This is a genomic window from Streptomyces sp. FXJ1.172 (assembly GCF_001636945.3).
Classification (GTDB): domain Bacteria; phylum Actinomycetota; class Actinomycetes; order Streptomycetales; family Streptomycetaceae; genus Streptomyces.
This window is the reverse complement of record NZ_CP119133.2, coordinates 3,511,023-3,524,901: the sequence shown is the minus strand read 5'-3', so window position 1 is coordinate 3,524,901 and position 13,879 is coordinate 3,511,023. Positions and strand designations below refer to the sequence as shown.

The following is a 13,879-nucleotide window of genomic DNA, read 5'->3' as shown; positions in this document are numbered from 1 at the left end:
ACAGTCTGTCCGGGTCCTCTTCTGATTCCGGACGCATCCTCATTGGCATGTCAGGGATCCAGGAGCGAAGCGGCGAGTTGGGAGGCCTCACCTCCGCAGAACTCGCTGTGATCGAAGCGAGTTTGAGCGAGGCGCGCGCCACGGTCGAGCGACTGCTGAGGCGCGCGGACGAACTCACTGCGCGGGTGGAGTCTCGTTGCCAACGACTTGCTCAAGACGGCCGAGTCGCTCATCGAGCAGGCGGAGAGCTTCGTGAATCGAGCTGAGTTCCGTGGCCAGGGCTGTGAACGCGGGGCTGCTGCCCGGCTCTGTGCCGAGCGGCACGGAAGGGTCACGGACGAACGTCCCGCGGCCCTGCTGGGTGAGGACCAGTCCCTCATCGCGGAGCTGGTTGTACGCGCTTTGCACCGTCAGGAGCTGCACGCCAAGTTCTTTGGCGAGCTTGCGCGCCGCGGGGAGTCGGTGTCCCGGTTCGTATTCGCGGTTCGGGCCTGTGATCTTCGCGCGGAAGTCCGCAGCGATGTTCTTGGCCGTGGGCGCCTGCTTGGGCGCTTCTGAACTCTGCTCCATGGGCTCGAGAGTAGCTGGGACCTAAGTCAATCTCTGCCCCTCCGTCGGACCCTCTTGACAGTAAGATTGACTTAGGTCAATCTGAACTCGCGCCCGGCGGGTCCCACCCCGCAAGGGGCGGGATCCCCTTCAACCAGGGGTTACCGCGCTCGTCGGGGAGTGCCAGTGCCTTGAGAACTGAACAGTGGACTGAGGATCTACCGCCTGCGCTCAGCGCAAAGAAGGCGGTCTGCGCGGGGAACGGCCCGCGCGCTCTTCGACCTCTCCGCGGCGTGCCTCATGCAGGCCGCGGCCGGTTGCCTCCGCTGCTCGTCTCGTACGAGCAGCGCCGAGGGGAGCCGGAGCACGACCGCTTCGCACCACCCAGCCAGTACCGGACCGGCCGTGATGGTGCCGCATCGAATGCGGCCCGGGGCACGCTCCGCCACTCATCCACCGAGCAGGAAGAAGCCTGACGTGAACCGTACCTATCGCTTCACCGCGACAGTCACCGACCTGGACACCGGCAAGACGGAGGAAGTCTCCGACACTGCGACCTTCAACCAGTCCATCGTCACCCGGCATGAGGCCGAGGTCGCCATCGGCCGCGAGTTCGCGAGCCAGCGCAAGTCCGCTCGCAACATCCGCATCACCGACTGATCGAACCGCGCCAGCACCTCCAACTTCACCCCGGAACATCCAGCCCTGGTCCCGGCATGGCGCTGCCGGATCGAATCCGGCCCGGGGCACTCACCCCGCCGCACCCGCGGCCCGGGGTATCCCGGAGCAGTCGTCGTCTCGCCAAAGGCCTGCGGCTGCTCCGGCTTTCTGTCCCTCCAAGTCAGGAGCCATCATGCGTTCCTACGTCGGCCGCCATTTGGCGGTGACCGATCTCGACTTCGCCGAACTCGCCCTCGGTACCCCGCCCGAGCTGTGGCTCGGGGTGGAGGGCGAGACGGACGAAGAGCGCGCGGCCCGTGAGGACGCCGCGCGCGACATCCTCGCCGACAACCCTGAGATGACCGACGACCTGATCCGCCTGGCGGCCGGGATCGTCCAGGAGCACCCGGAGCTGTTCGACGTCATCCCGCTGGCCCGCCCTACCGGGCGCCGCCGGCCGTCCCGGAAGGGAGCGGCGGCGTGATCACGCAGTTGACCGAGGACGAGCGCAAGACCTTGTCGCAGAAGGTCAAGGACGCCAACAAGCGCTCCGAGCAGGGCCGGGGCGGTGGTCAGCGATGAGCAAGCCGAACACCCGCCGCCTGGATTGTGAGATCGGGCAGGCGAATCGCAAGCTCGAAGCGGTCCGCGAGCGTGAGCTGTGGCCCCTGACCGGCGCTGAGAAGCGGGCGATCCTGTCCGCCGCTGCCGGTGGTGCGATCAAGATCGTCCGTGGCAGGACCCCGGCGCGCGCCGAGCGGAACCTCGAAAGGGCGTGGAGCGGGGCTGAGCGGCGGCTGGGCGCGGAGGTCTCCGCGCTGGAGAAGGAGCGGGACCGGATCATCGCTGCCGCCGCCAAGGACAAGGCGGCGAAGAAGTCCTCGGGGTGGTGGTGAGCGTGGACCACACCACCACGCCCCTGCCGCAGGACGCCGGCACGATCACCCCGTCCCCGGCTTCGGTGCCGCCGCTGACCCGTCCTGAGATGGGGCTGGCGGGGGTGGGGGCGCTGGCCGCCGCCGCGGTCGGCGCGCTCGGGTTGTACTCCTCGTTCGACGCGGTGTCCTTGGCTGCCGCGCGGTGGGGGTTCAGCAACCCGCACACCCTGCCGATCGCGATCGATATCGCGATCCCGGTGTTCACCCTGGCCAACCTGCTGCTGATTCGGCTGGACATGGGCTTGGCGTGGGTACGGTTCGTGCCCTGGGCGCTGACTCTGGTCACGTGCGGGCTGAACATAGCGGCCGGCCACTCGCTGTGGGCGAAGGTCGCGCACGGGACGATGCCGCTGCTGTGGGTGGTGTTCTCCGAGATCGGCGCGCACGTCTACGCCGTCCGCATCGGAGCCGTCACCGGACGGCGCATGGAGAAGATCCGCGTCTCCCGCTGGCTGCTGGCCCCGTTGTCCACGTTCCTGCTGTGGCGGCGCATGACGTTGTGGGAGGTCACCGCCTACGCGGATGCGCTCGCTCGTGAGCGGGAGCGGCTGTTGGCCCGCGCGGACCTGCGCGAGCGCTACGGCCGCGGCTGGCGCCGCAAGACCCCGCGCCGTGAGCGTGTGCTGCTCCGCATCGGCGAACTCGCCCCCACAGGTATCGACGTGCCGGAGGCCCCGGAGCCGGAGCAGGCCCCGGAGGAGCCGGAGCGTGAGGCGCCTAAGCCGCCCCGCAAGCGGCCCGTCAAGGGCAAGGCCAAGACGCCGCAGCGCACGACAGCCGAACTGCTCGCCGAGGCGCGCACGGTCACGGCCGACTGGAAGGACGCCGAGATCAACGCCGAAGCGCTGCGCAAGGCGCTGCACTGCGGCTCCGCCCCGGCCCGGCAGGTGCGTGACGCCCTGCTCGCCGAGCGGGCCGACGGCCGCGCCCTGCACCCCGTCGACACCGAGGACACCGCTGTGTCCGGCGCTGCTCGCGAGGAGGTAGCCGCGTGAACACCCTGACCACGGTCTTATCGTCCACGCTGCCGCTCACCTGCGGGTGGGCCGTCCACGCGTGGCGGCTTCGTTCCACCCTGGACACGGCCCGCCGTGACCCGCTGACCGGCCTGCACACCCGGGACGGTTTCACCCGCCGCGCCACGGCCCTGCTCAAGGACCCACGCGCCATCGTCGTTCTCGCCGACGTCGACAAGTTCAAGCGGATCAACGACGCCTACGGGCACGCCGCCGGCGACGCGCTGCTGAAGGCGACTGCGGACCGGCTCGCCCACCATGCCGGGCGCAGCGGTGTCGCCGGGCGGCTCGGGGGCGATGAGTTCGCCGCCGTCCTGCTCGATGACCACGGCAGCGGCGGTGACCAGCTCGCCGTCCTCCACGGTGTCCTCGCCCGTCCCGTCGACGGGCAGGACCCGAACGTGCGCACCACCGTCTCCCTGGGCTGGGTGCGCGCGGCGGACTTCCCGGGAGAGGACCTGTCCGCCCTGCTGCGGCGGGCGGACGAAGCGATGTACGCCGCCAAACAAGCCCGCGCGGGAACGCGCCGCGCGGGCCTGGGACGGCTGGTCGCCACCCTCGCAGGACGCCGCGCCGGACGCACCGGCGCTCGCACGGACGTGCCCAGGGTGGGGGTGGCGGCATGAAGTCCGCGCCGCTCGCCGCTGTTGACGTCTGGCTGCCCGTGATGGCGGCGGCCGGCTACCGCTGCCAGTGCACCGGCGAGTGCGGCAACCCGCACGCCAAGACCGAGGGCCGCTGCCCGCGCGAGCACGACGGCTACACCAGCAAGCACGGTCACCGCATCCGCCTGATGGCCGCGCCCGCTGACCCGTGCGTCCCGCCGGTGAAGGCAGTCACGCTGCCGCCCGGTGAGCTGCGGGCCTGGTGCCCGGAGTGCCACACCGCCGCCACCCGCCGAGCCCGCGTCTGCGCGCCGGTGGACGAGCCGGGCCTGTTCGACCTCTGATCCGAAGGGAGTTCAAGCGTGAGCCTGACGTTCACCGATCTGTTCTGCGGCGCGGGCGGTTCCTCCACCGGCCTGGTCGCGGCCGGGCTGGAACTGCGACTGGCCGCGAACCACTGGAAGCGGGCCGTGGAAACCCACGCCGCGAACCACCGCGACGCCGACCACCTGTGCGCGGACATCAACAACTACGACATGCGGCGCCTGCCCAAGACCGACATCCTGTGGGCCTCGCCGATCTGCACGGAGATCTCCCCGGCCGGCGGCCGCCGCCGCACCCACGGACAACTCTCCCTCGAACTGGGCGAGCACGGCCCTGTCGAAGACGCCGGGTGGGAGCGCACCAGGGCCACCGCCTACGACGTCATCCGGGCGACCGAGGTGCACCGCTACGCCGCCGTGCTGTGTGAGAACGTGCTGGAGTTCGCCGTCGACTGGGAGCTGTTCGACTGGTGGCGCAAGGGCATGGAAACCCTCGGCTACCACTCCCAGATCGTCTCCGTCTCCTCCGCCCACGTCGGCGACCCGTTCAACCCACCCGCCCCGCAGTGGCGGGACCGGATCTACGTGGTCTTCACCCGCCGGGACGTCCCCGTGCCGGACCTGAAACCCACACCGCTTGCCTGGTGCCCAGACTGCGGCGAGGACGTGAGCGCGGTCCAGACATGGCGCAACGGCCGACGGGTGGGCAAGTACAAGCAGCAGTACGACTACCGCTGCCCCAACACCCGGTGCCGTCACGCCGTAGTGGAGCCGTACGTGCGCCCGGCGGCGAGCATCATCGACTGGTCCGATCTCGGGGTACGCATCGGCGACCGGCCCGCCCACGGGCTGCGCCCGCTGGCCGCGAACACCGTCAAGCGCATCCGCGCCGGCCTGGACCTGCTCGGCCGTCAACGGATGGTCCTCACCGTCAACCACGGCGGACACGACGGCCGCGCCGTCCCCGCCGACGGCGCCCCGCTCGCCGCGCGCACAGTGAAGATCGGCGATGCGGTGCTGGTACCGACCGGCGGCACCTGGAACACCCAGCCGACCCACGCGGGTGAGCCCATGCGCACCCGACTGGCCAACCCCAAGGGGTTCGAGGCACTGCTGACCCCGCCGCCAGCCGACGACTCCTTCATCGTCACCCTGCGCCGCAACGCCACCGCCCGACCCGTCTCCCTGCCCGTCGACACCGTCACCGGGCAGGGCCGCCATCACTGGCTGGTCATCCCGTACCGCAACGCCATGGCCAAGTCGGCCGGAGTCCCGCTGCACACGCTCGGCACGAAGGACTCCGCCGCGCTGCTCGGCCCGGCACCGGCGTTGGACGACTGCCACTACCGGATGATCCAGCCGCGCGAACAGCTGCTCGCCCAGCGCTTCCCGGCCGACTACATCGTCCACGGCAACAAGGGCGAGCAGACCATGCAGGCCGGAAACGCCGTCTCCTGCAACGTCGCCCAATGGATCGGCGAACGCGTCACCAGCGCTCTCGCCCGCACCGCCGCACACGCCGCCTGAATCGAACGAGTGACCCAGCGACCGGATTCCGGTCACCTGGGTCCCGATGCGGCGCCGACCATCGCAGTACGGGCCCGGCCGCCCACCTTCCACAGCACGCGGCCGGGCCCGGTATCCCTCCCAGAGAGAAGGAACCCTCAGTGAAGCACCCCGACGACGACAACGAACTCTTCAACCGGCTGGAAGCCGAGATGGCCTCCGACTCCGGCGGTGAGGTGGTCGACCTCGACAAGGCACGGTCGGCCCGCTCCGAGTCGGCCGACCCGACCGCCCGACCCGACGCCGACCGCGCGCCCGACTCCGGCACGGCTCGGTCGGATGCCGAGTCGGCCGACCCGACCGTCCGTGTGATGGTCGACCAGCCGACCCCGACCACCACCGGTCCGGGCTACCTCGGTCGGCTCGCGGGCGCCCGGCGCCGGGCGGTCGTCCCGGTATGGCTGCGCTCGGTGGCCGAACTGCGGACCGCCGCGACGTGGGTGGCCCGCCACTACGCGCACACCGCCGGGTACCACGCGCTCCGCGCCCCGGTCTACGCCGCCCGCCTCTCCCTGCAAGCCCCGACCGGCACCGCCCGGTTCATCGGCGGCACCATGCGGTGGGTGGCCGACCGCGAGGGCGAGCCGGTCCGACTCGCCGCGGTCCGCCGCGAGGACGCGGCCGAGTACCTGAAGCTGTCGCGGCAGCGCGACGGACGGGTCCGGCTCCGGACCCTGGTGGCGGTGCTGTCCCTGTTCGTCGGAGTCGGCGCGGCCCTGGCCATCTACGTCCTCGCCCCCGACTGGCTTCAAGCGGTGTCGGTGAGCGCGATCGTGATGGCGCTCGGCTACGCCGGCCGCAAGGCGGACGCCCCGGTCATCCACAAGGCTGTGGAACTGCCGGACGCGCCCAAGCTCACCAGTGACATCGTGCTGCGGGCGCTGGGAGCGCTGGGTATCCCGGCGATCAACCAGGCGCAGGGCAAGGGACGGGACGGCTTCGCCTTCACCGCCCCGATCACCCGGGACGGCCCCGGCTGGCGCGCGGAGGGCGACCTCCCCTACGGCGTGACCGTCACCGACGTCATGGACCGCCGCGAGCGGCTCGCCTCGGGGCTGCGCCGCCCGCTGGGGTGCGTGTGGCCGGAGTCGGTCCCGGACGAGCACACCGGCCGCCTGGTGCTGTGGGTGGGCGATCAGGACATGTCCAAGACCCCGGCGCCGGTGTGGCCGCTGGCCAAGTCGGGGGCGGTGGACCTGTTCAAGCCGGCCGCGTTCGCCACAGACCAGCGCGGACGCTGGGTCGAGGTCACGCTCATGTACATCGCGGGCGTGATCGGCGCGATCCCGCGCATGGGCAAGACGTTCCTTCTGCGTCTGCTCATGCTGATCGCTGCCCTGGATCCGCGTGCCGAGCTGCACACCTACGACATGAAGGGCACCGGCGACCTGGACCCGGTCGGCGACGCCGTCTCCTACCGGCACCGGGCCGGCGAGGACGAGGAGGACTTCGAGTACGCGCTCGCCGACATGCGCGAGGTCCGCGGCGAGCTGCGCCGCCGCGCGAAGGTGATCCGCTCGCTACCCCGGGACATCTGCCCGGAGTCGAAGGTCACCACCGAGCTGGCGAACATGCCCTCGCTCGGGCTGCACCCGATCGTGGTCGGAGTGGATGAGTGCCAGAAGTGGTTCGAACACCCCAAGTACGGGGCGGAGTTCGAGGAGATCTGCACCGACCTGGTCAAGCGGGGACCTGCGACCGGGATCGTGCTGCTGCTGGCCACGCAGCGACCGGACGCCAAGTCGCTGCCCACCGGGATCAGTGCGAACGCGTCGGCCCGCTGGTGCCTGAAGGTCATGGGCCAGCTGGAGAACGACATGGTGCTCGGCACGTCCAGCTACAAGCGCGGCGTGCGGGCCACCATGTTCAGCTGGGCCGACAAGGGCATCTGCTACTTCGTCGGCGAGGGCGCGGACGCCCGCATCGTGCGCTCCGTGTTCGTGGACGCGGTGGCCGCGGAGAACATCGCCCTGCGCGCCCGCGCAGCACGGGAGACGGCGGGCACGCTCGCTGGATACGCCCTCGGACACGAGCCCGAGGTGAGCGAGTCGGCCCGGTACGACCTGCTCGCCGACATCCTCGCCGTCGTCCCGTCCGAGGAGCCCAAGGTGTGGTCCGAAACGGTCGTCGCCCGGCTCGCCGAGCTGCGGCCCGACGTCTACGCCGGGTGGGAGCCCGAACAGCTCGCCTACATGCTCAAGCCGCACGGCGTGCCCACCTTGCAGGTGTGGGGCAAGACGGACTCCGGCAAGGGCGCCAACCGGCGCGGCATCGAGCGGGCCCGCATCACGGCCGCGATTGCGGAGCGTGACGGAAAGCGGGACGCGGGCTGACCGTCACGCGGTGCTAGGTCTAGCGGCACACGCCGCTAGACCTAGCACCGCACCTATCGCCCCATCCGCGCTCTGATCAGGTCGCTAGTAGCTAGCGACCCACCTGCGGAAACCCCTGAAAACCGCCAGGAAGGGCATCCGTGACCCCCATCCTCCTTGCTATCGCCTGCCTGCTCATAGTCACTCTGAGTTACGGCGGGCTGTGTGCGGCCTCGCCGTTCGGCAACTGCCGCAAGTGCCGCGGCATGGGCCACCAGCTCAAGACCGACCGCAAGGGACGGCTCAAGCGCGGCAAGGACTGCCGCCGCTGCCACGCCACCGGCAAGCGCATCCGCGCCGGCCGCTGGCTCTACAACCGCTGGGCCCGCATCTACCGCGCCGGCACCGCCGACTGACCACGAAGGGACCACCCATGACCCACAACCCCGAGCCCACCACGCCCCCGATCGTCATCGTCCACGACGAAGCCGCGGACCTCCTCAATCTGGCCCGCGTCGAACGCTCTCTGTCCGGCGAGCCGCCGGTCACCCTCGATGAACTCCGCAGCCTCATAGCCGAGATGCGCGCCCGCGCCGCCCACCTCGGCTCGCGCCCGGAGACGGGCCGATGATCCTCACCTTCTCGGCCGTGCTGCTCTTCGGTCTCGCCTCCGCCGTCGCCATCAAGACCAGGTCGACCGGCGCGGGCGCCGCGGTGCTGCTGTTCCTGTTCGGGTTCTTCACCGCCGGGACCGGCGCCTACGGCCCGATTCACGACCTGGTGGCGACCCTCGCCCGGTTCCTGTCCCAGCTCGGCCACTGACCGGAGGCATCCCGTGAACGAACCCTTCGTCGTACGGCACTGGGCTATCACCGCCGCGCCCAAGGCCGCGCCCGCCGTCGCCACCACGACCGTGCTCGCCCTCGCCCGGATCTGGAACGCCAACGGTGCGGAACACTCCGTCGGCAACGCCGCCCTCATGACGGTCCTTGCGGCCGGAGCGGCGGCCGGCGGCGCGTCCCTGGCCCGAGTTGGAGAGCCCGTGCTCGCCGCCACCGGCTACGCCGTCTCCGGCAGCCTCGCCCTCGCGGGCGTCGCCGGATACTCCGACGGCCTGTCCCTGCCGCTGCTGCTGTGGGCGCTGGCCACCGTGCTCGCCTACTGCTTCGCCGCCCGCCACTGGCGCCAGGACCGCCGCGACGCCCTCGACCACGAACGGCACCTGAGCGAGCGGCGCGAGGAACACGCCCACATCGAACGTGTCGAGACCATCCGCGCCACCACGCAGATCGAAGTGGCCCGCACAGGGACCGCCTACGCGGAACAGCTTGCCCAGGCGCTCGTCACCCGAGCCACGCTGCCCGGCTTCGACCCCACCGCCCTGGAAGCCGCGGGGCTGCCCGGACTCCCCACCGCACGGGAGGACCGGTGACGTTCGAGATCCGCGTGATCTGCGCATCGGGCGACGCCGACCGCGTCAGCGGCGCTCTGGCCGCTGCTTTCCAGACCGGCGCCGTGCGCCGGTACCCCACCCGAGACGGCCGACGCACCCGCTTGTACGTCACCGCCGGCCACCGCGACTCCAGCACCAACCCCATCCACACCGAAAGCGAGTGATCCACATGTCCGTGGGAGAGACCCCGCTCACCATCGTCGGCAACCTCACCGACGACCCCGAACTCCGCTTCACCCCCAGCGGCGTGGGCATGGCCAAGTTCTCCGTCGCCTCCACCCCGCGCAGCTACGACAAGACCTCCGGACAGTGGCAGGACGGCACCGCGATGTTCCTGCGCTGCACCGCATGGCGCGACCTTGCCCAGCACATCGCCGACAGCCTCACCAAGGGCATGCGCGTGGTCGTGACCGGCCGCCTGCGCCAGCACAACTGGCAGACGGACCAGGGCGAGAACCGCTCCATGCTCGCGCTGGAGGTGGACGACATCGGCCCGTCCCTGCGCTTCGCCACCACCACCGTCACCCGCCTCCAGCGCACCAACGGCGCCGTCCCGGCCCCGTCCAACGGTGGCTGGTCCACCAGCCCCGGGGCTCCGGCGACGTCCGGCTGGGGCGCGCCGTCGACCGGTGACGAGCCGCCGTTCTAGATGCGCCCGGGGTGGGTGCCGTCTCGCCAAAGCCTGCACCCACCCCGGTTTCCCTCGCCCCTCCAAGGAACAAGGAGAACCACCAGCATGACGCAACCGCGCCCCCACGACCAGCTCGTCTCTGCGCTCGACGCCGCGTCGCGGGGCTGGCACGTCTTCCCCCTCATCCCCGGCGACAAGCGCCCCGCAGTCCGCGACTGGGAGAACCGCGCCACCACCGACCGCGAGCGCATCACCCGATGCTGGACCCACGCCCCCTACAACGTCGGTATCGCCGCCGGTCCCTCACGGCTGGTCGTCATCGACCTCGACACCCCCAAGACACCGGACGACACCCCGCCAGCCGCGTGGACCCAGCCGGGTGTGAGTGACGGCGCGGACGTGCTCGCAGTGCTGTGCGAGCGCCACGGCCAGCCCTTCCCCTGCGACACCCACACCGTGCGCACCTGCCGCGGCGGACTGCACCTGTACTTCACCGCCCCCACCTGCGGCGAGTCTCTGCGCAACACCGCGGGCGACAAGGGCAACGGGCTCGGCTGGAAGATCGACACCCGCACGGCAGGCGGCTACGTCGTCGCCGCGGGCAGCACTGCGATGGGACGCCCCTACGCCACCGTTCACCACGCCCCCGTGGCGCCCCTGCCCGACTGGCTCGCCACACTGCTGCGCCCGGCACCCCTGCCGCCGCAGCGACCGGTCACGGTCCCGCTGACCACCCGCGACCGACGCGGCAAGTTCCTGACCGCCGCGCTCAACGGCGAGTTGGCCCGCGTCACTGGCTCCGGGGCGCACGAGCACAACAACGCGCTCTACCACGCTTCCGTGGCCCTCGGGCAGCTGGTCGCCGGGGGAGAGCTGGACGCGCAGGCGGTGACCGAGAAGCTCACCGAGGCTGCTCTCAGCGTCGGCCAGGGGGAGCGCGAGGCACGCCGCACCATCGCTTCCGGCTTGCGTGCCGGAGCCAACCGCCCCCGGCAGGTCGCGGCATGACCGGCAACGCCATCCCTCCGCTGCACCTGTACTCCGTGCCCACCGACCCGCAGACGGTCCGCGAGGCACCGCCGAAGCGGGAGCGGCCCCGCACGGCGTGGACCGCGGATCAGCTCATGGCTGCGGACTTCCCGGAGCCGAAGTGGGCCGTGCCCGGCATCCTCGCCGAGGGCGTCACTCTGCTCGCCGGACCGCCCAAGGTGGGCAAGTCGTGGCTGTCCCTCGGCCTGGCCCTCGCGGTCGCGGCCGGCGGCCATGCCTTCGACTCCGTCCCCGTCCAGGGCGGCCCGGTGCTCTACCTCGCCCTGGAGGACACCCCACGCCGTCTCCAGACCCGCATGGGCAAGATCCTGGGCGGGCAGGCGGCCCCGGCCGGGCTGACTCTGGTCACCGAATGCCCGCCCTTCCCCCAGGGCGGCAGCGACGCCATCGCCGGATGGCTGGAGCGCAACCCAGACGCCCGCATGGTCGTCATCGACGTGTTCGCCAAGATGCGCGGTCCCGCCCCCCAGGGCGTGTCCGCCTACGACGCGGACTATGTCGCCGTCGGCTACGCCAAGCGGATCGCCGACCACTACGGCATCGCCGTGGTGCTCGTCCACCACGTCCGCAAGGCCGGCTCGGAAGACTTCCTCACGGAGGTGTCCGGCACGAACGGCATCGCCGGAGCCGCTGACGCCACGCTGGTGCTGAAGCGGGCGCGCGGGCAGGCGGATGGGATCCTGCACGTCACCGGACGCGACGTGGACGAAGCCGAGTACGCGCTCAGCTTCCAAGCCGCCTCCGGCGCCTGGCAGATGCTCGACGGCCCGGTCACGGACCACACCATCGGCGACACCCGCGCGGCCATCCTCCGCCACGTCCGCGAGCGCCCCGGCGCCCGCCCGCGGGACATCGTCGCCGCGCTGCCGCAGCTCGACGCCGAGAACGTCCGCCGCACCTGCTCGCGCATGGCCGCGGACGGACAGCTGACCAAAGACGCCGGCGGCCGGTACTACCCGGACACCGAGACCCGGACACAGGGCACGCCGGGGGTGTCCGAGCTGTCCGACTGTCCCAGTATCCCATCTGACCTGCACGAACAGATGGGACAGCCGGAATCGGGACTGTCCCAGCTGTCCGGCTCCCGTTCCGCTGGCGAGAACTCGGAGGGAACTGACCGTGGCGCGTGACGAGATGCTCACGATCCCTCAGGTCATTGAGGAAATCGGCGTACCGCTGTCGACCTTCTACCGCTGGCGACAGCAGAGGAAAGGACCGAAAGCAATCAAGCTCCCGAACGGTGCAGTACGGATCCGCCGTTCGGAACTGGAGCGCTGGATTGCCGCTCTGGAGGAAGCCGCGTGACTAATCGCAAGACTCGTGCAACCCCGGGTGCTCGTGAAGTCGAGCGCCCGGCCGGGCATGAGGAGCCCACGCTTTCCACCGACGTCCGTGTCTGGAAAGTCAGCAAGATTTCCAGCAAGACGGCGCCTTACCAACTCCGTTGGGTGGTCGCTGGAAAAGTCCGCCACGCGACCTTCACGACGTCGGCGCTCGCCGAGAGCCGCCGTTCGGAACTCTGGCGGGCCATGCGCAAGGGTGAAGCCTTCGACGTGGAGTCTGGGCTACCCGAATCGGAGCTTCGGGCAGCGGCCGAGAAGGCGAGCGCCGCACCGGACCCGTCATGGTGGGACTTCACTCGCGAGTACATGGCAATGCGCTGGCGCACTGCCGCGGCGAAGACGCGCGAGGGGCTGGCGGACAGTCTCGCCACCGCAGCTCTCGGCATGTTGGGGGAGAGCCCCGGGGCACCGGATCTGGAAGACGTGCGGCGTGCCGTGCGGTGGGCCGTCGTACCGGCTCACAAGGACGAAGAGCCCCCGCCAGACCTGGAGAAAGTCTGTGCGTGGCTGGCGAGTCATTCTCTTCCCTTGTCGGCTCTTAGGGACTCCAAGGTCGTGCGGGACGTCCACTATCGGCTGTCGTTCAAACTGGACGGCAAACCGGCGGCAGCGGATACGTACAAGCGTCGCCGTCGCGGATTCAACACGGCCATGGACTATGCAATTCAGGAGGGATATTTAGAAGGGAATCCCCTGGCCGGAGTGAAGCGGGCTACCTCCAATGGGAGCGATGCTGTGGATCCACGGGTCCTCGTTAATGAGTCGCAGGGAAGGCAGCTCCTTACGGCCGTCTCGTATGTCGGCTCGGTGCACCGTAACCGGGGGCGGCGACTTGTCGCGTTCTTCGCCTGCATCCTGTACGCAGCGATGCGCCCGGCAGAAGTGGTCGGGCTCCGGTTTTCTGACTGCCATCTCCCAGAAAAGGGATGGGGGACCCTCACCCTCTGGGAGACGCGTCCGATCTCGGGCAAGAAGTGGACCGATTCGGGTGAGCGGCACGACAAGCGGGGGCTGAAGTCGCGGGAGCCTGGCACGGACCGGCCGGTACCTATTCCGCCTGTTCTGGTGGCGATGCTCCGAACGCACCTGAAGGAGTTCGGTACCGCCAAGGACGGGCGGCTCTTCCCTAATGAGCGGGGGGACCTGCTTGGCACCTCCAGCTACTGGCGAGTGTGGCAGGAAGCCAGACCCTACGCGCTCCCGCCGGACAAGGTGGCCTCGCCCTTGGCTCGGAAGCCGTACCACCTCCGGGCCACGTGCATCACGAACTGGCTCCGTGCGGGCCTCCCGGTGGCAGAGGTGGCCCGGCGCGCCGGCAACTCGCCGGAGGTGATCCACCGGCGCTACGCGGGCGTCATCGACGACAGCGAAGAGGAGAACAACAAGAAGATCGAGAAGACCATGGGGTGGGAAACCGACGTTCAGTGATCCTC

Annotated in this window: 19 protein-coding genes; 18 read left to right on the top strand and 1 reads right to left on the bottom strand. The window is 70.4% G+C overall.

Going from position 1 to position 13,879, the window contains the following annotated elements; all coding sequences use genetic code 11:
- Positions 1-174 precede the first annotated feature (174 nt).
- The gene (locus A6P39_RS15485; RefSeq protein WP_079133738.1) at positions 175-570 is read right to left on the bottom strand and encodes a GntR family transcriptional regulator; all 396 of its coding nucleotides are present in this window, start codon (positions 568-570) and stop codon (positions 175-177) included.
- A gap of 456 nt (positions 571-1,026) precedes the next feature.
- Between A6P39_RS15485 and A6P39_RS15480 the strand changes: the two genes are divergently transcribed.
- The 18 genes from A6P39_RS15480 (at position 1,027) to A6P39_RS15395 (ending at position 13,874) form a co-directional block, all read left to right on the top strand.
- Positions 1,027-1,209, top strand: coding sequence for a hypothetical protein (locus A6P39_RS15480; protein WP_067054291.1), 183 nt, complete (start codon positions 1,027-1,029; stop codon positions 1,207-1,209).
- Between the two features lie 193 nt (positions 1,210-1,402).
- Positions 1,403-1,693 carry a hypothetical protein gene (locus A6P39_RS15475; protein ID WP_067054289.1) on the top strand — a complete coding sequence of 97 codons (291 nt, stop codon included), beginning with the start codon at positions 1,403-1,405 and terminating at the stop codon, positions 1,691-1,693.
- Positions 1,694-1,787: 94 nt separating this feature from the next.
- Positions 1,788-2,105: a hypothetical protein gene (locus tag A6P39_RS15470; protein ID WP_067054286.1), complete on the top strand. Its 318-nt coding sequence runs from the start codon at positions 1,788-1,790 to the stop codon at positions 2,103-2,105.
- Between the two features lie 89 nt (positions 2,106-2,194).
- The gene (locus A6P39_RS15465) at positions 2,195-3,142 is read left to right on the top strand and encodes a DUF2637 domain-containing protein (RefSeq protein WP_067054383.1); all 948 of its coding nucleotides are present in this window, start codon (positions 2,195-2,197) and stop codon (positions 3,140-3,142) included.
- Complete coding sequence (locus A6P39_RS15460; protein ID WP_067054284.1) at positions 3,139-3,789, top strand: GGDEF domain-containing protein; 651 nt, start codon at positions 3,139-3,141, stop codon at positions 3,787-3,789. Before A6P39_RS15465 ends, A6P39_RS15460 begins: the two co-directional genes overlap by 4 nt.
- Positions 3,786-4,112 (top strand): hypothetical protein, encoded by a 327-nt coding sequence (locus A6P39_RS15455; RefSeq protein WP_067054282.1) that lies wholly within the window; start codon positions 3,786-3,788, stop codon positions 4,110-4,112. The genes A6P39_RS15460 and A6P39_RS15455 overlap by 4 nt, the downstream gene beginning before the upstream one ends.
- Positions 4,113-4,130: 18 nt before the next feature.
- A complete protein-coding gene (locus A6P39_RS15450) occupies positions 4,131-5,618 on the top strand; it encodes a DNA cytosine methyltransferase (RefSeq protein WP_067054280.1) in 1,488 nt (495 codons plus the stop codon).
- A 140-nt stretch (positions 5,619-5,758) separates the two neighbouring features.
- Entirely contained in the window at positions 5,759-7,990 is a 2,232-nt protein-coding gene (locus A6P39_RS15445) for a cell division protein FtsK (RefSeq protein ID WP_199840988.1), read from the top strand.
- A gap of 140 nt (positions 7,991-8,130) precedes the next feature.
- Positions 8,131-8,385 carry a hypothetical protein gene (locus tag A6P39_RS15440; RefSeq protein WP_067054279.1) on the top strand — a complete coding sequence of 85 codons (255 nt, stop codon included), beginning with the start codon at positions 8,131-8,133 and terminating at the stop codon, positions 8,383-8,385.
- 17 nt (positions 8,386-8,402) lie between these two features.
- Positions 8,403-8,600, top strand: a complete 198-nt coding sequence (locus A6P39_RS15435) for a hypothetical protein (RefSeq protein WP_067054277.1) — start codon at positions 8,403-8,405, stop codon at positions 8,598-8,600.
- Positions 8,597-8,791, top strand: a complete 195-nt coding sequence (locus A6P39_RS15430) for a hypothetical protein (protein ID WP_067054276.1) — start codon at positions 8,597-8,599, stop codon at positions 8,789-8,791. Before A6P39_RS15435 ends, A6P39_RS15430 begins: the two co-directional genes overlap by 4 nt.
- 13 nt (positions 8,792-8,804) lie before the next feature.
- Positions 8,805-9,401, top strand: a complete 597-nt coding sequence (locus tag A6P39_RS15425; RefSeq protein ID WP_067054274.1) for a hypothetical protein — start codon at positions 8,805-8,807, stop codon at positions 9,399-9,401.
- Positions 9,398-9,586, top strand: coding sequence for a hypothetical protein (locus A6P39_RS15420; RefSeq protein ID WP_067054272.1), 189 nt, complete (start codon positions 9,398-9,400; stop codon positions 9,584-9,586). The genes A6P39_RS15425 and A6P39_RS15420 overlap by 4 nt, the downstream gene beginning before the upstream one ends.
- 5 nt (positions 9,587-9,591) lie before the next feature.
- Positions 9,592-10,071: a single-stranded DNA-binding protein gene (ssb, locus tag A6P39_RS15415; protein ID WP_067054379.1), complete on the top strand. Its 480-nt coding sequence runs from the start codon at positions 9,592-9,594 to the stop codon at positions 10,069-10,071.
- An 87-nt stretch (positions 10,072-10,158) separates the two neighbouring features.
- The gene (locus A6P39_RS15410) at positions 10,159-11,061 is read left to right on the top strand and encodes a bifunctional DNA primase/polymerase (RefSeq protein WP_067054271.1); all 903 of its coding nucleotides are present in this window, start codon (positions 10,159-10,161) and stop codon (positions 11,059-11,061) included.
- On the top strand, positions 11,058-12,233 hold the full coding sequence (locus A6P39_RS15405) for an AAA family ATPase (protein ID WP_079133737.1): 1,176 nt from the start codon (positions 11,058-11,060) through the stop codon (positions 12,231-12,233). The genes A6P39_RS15410 and A6P39_RS15405 overlap by 4 nt, the downstream gene beginning before the upstream one ends.
- On the top strand, positions 12,217-12,408 hold the full coding sequence (locus A6P39_RS15400; protein ID WP_100109146.1) for a helix-turn-helix transcriptional regulator: 192 nt from the start codon (positions 12,217-12,219) through the stop codon (positions 12,406-12,408). The genes A6P39_RS15405 and A6P39_RS15400 overlap by 17 nt, the downstream gene beginning before the upstream one ends.
- Positions 12,405-13,874 carry a tyrosine-type recombinase/integrase gene (locus A6P39_RS15395; protein WP_067054267.1) on the top strand — a complete coding sequence of 490 codons (1,470 nt, stop codon included), beginning with the start codon at positions 12,405-12,407 and terminating at the stop codon, positions 13,872-13,874. Before A6P39_RS15400 ends, A6P39_RS15395 begins: the two co-directional genes overlap by 4 nt.
- The last annotated feature ends 5 nt before the right edge of the window (positions 13,875-13,879 follow it).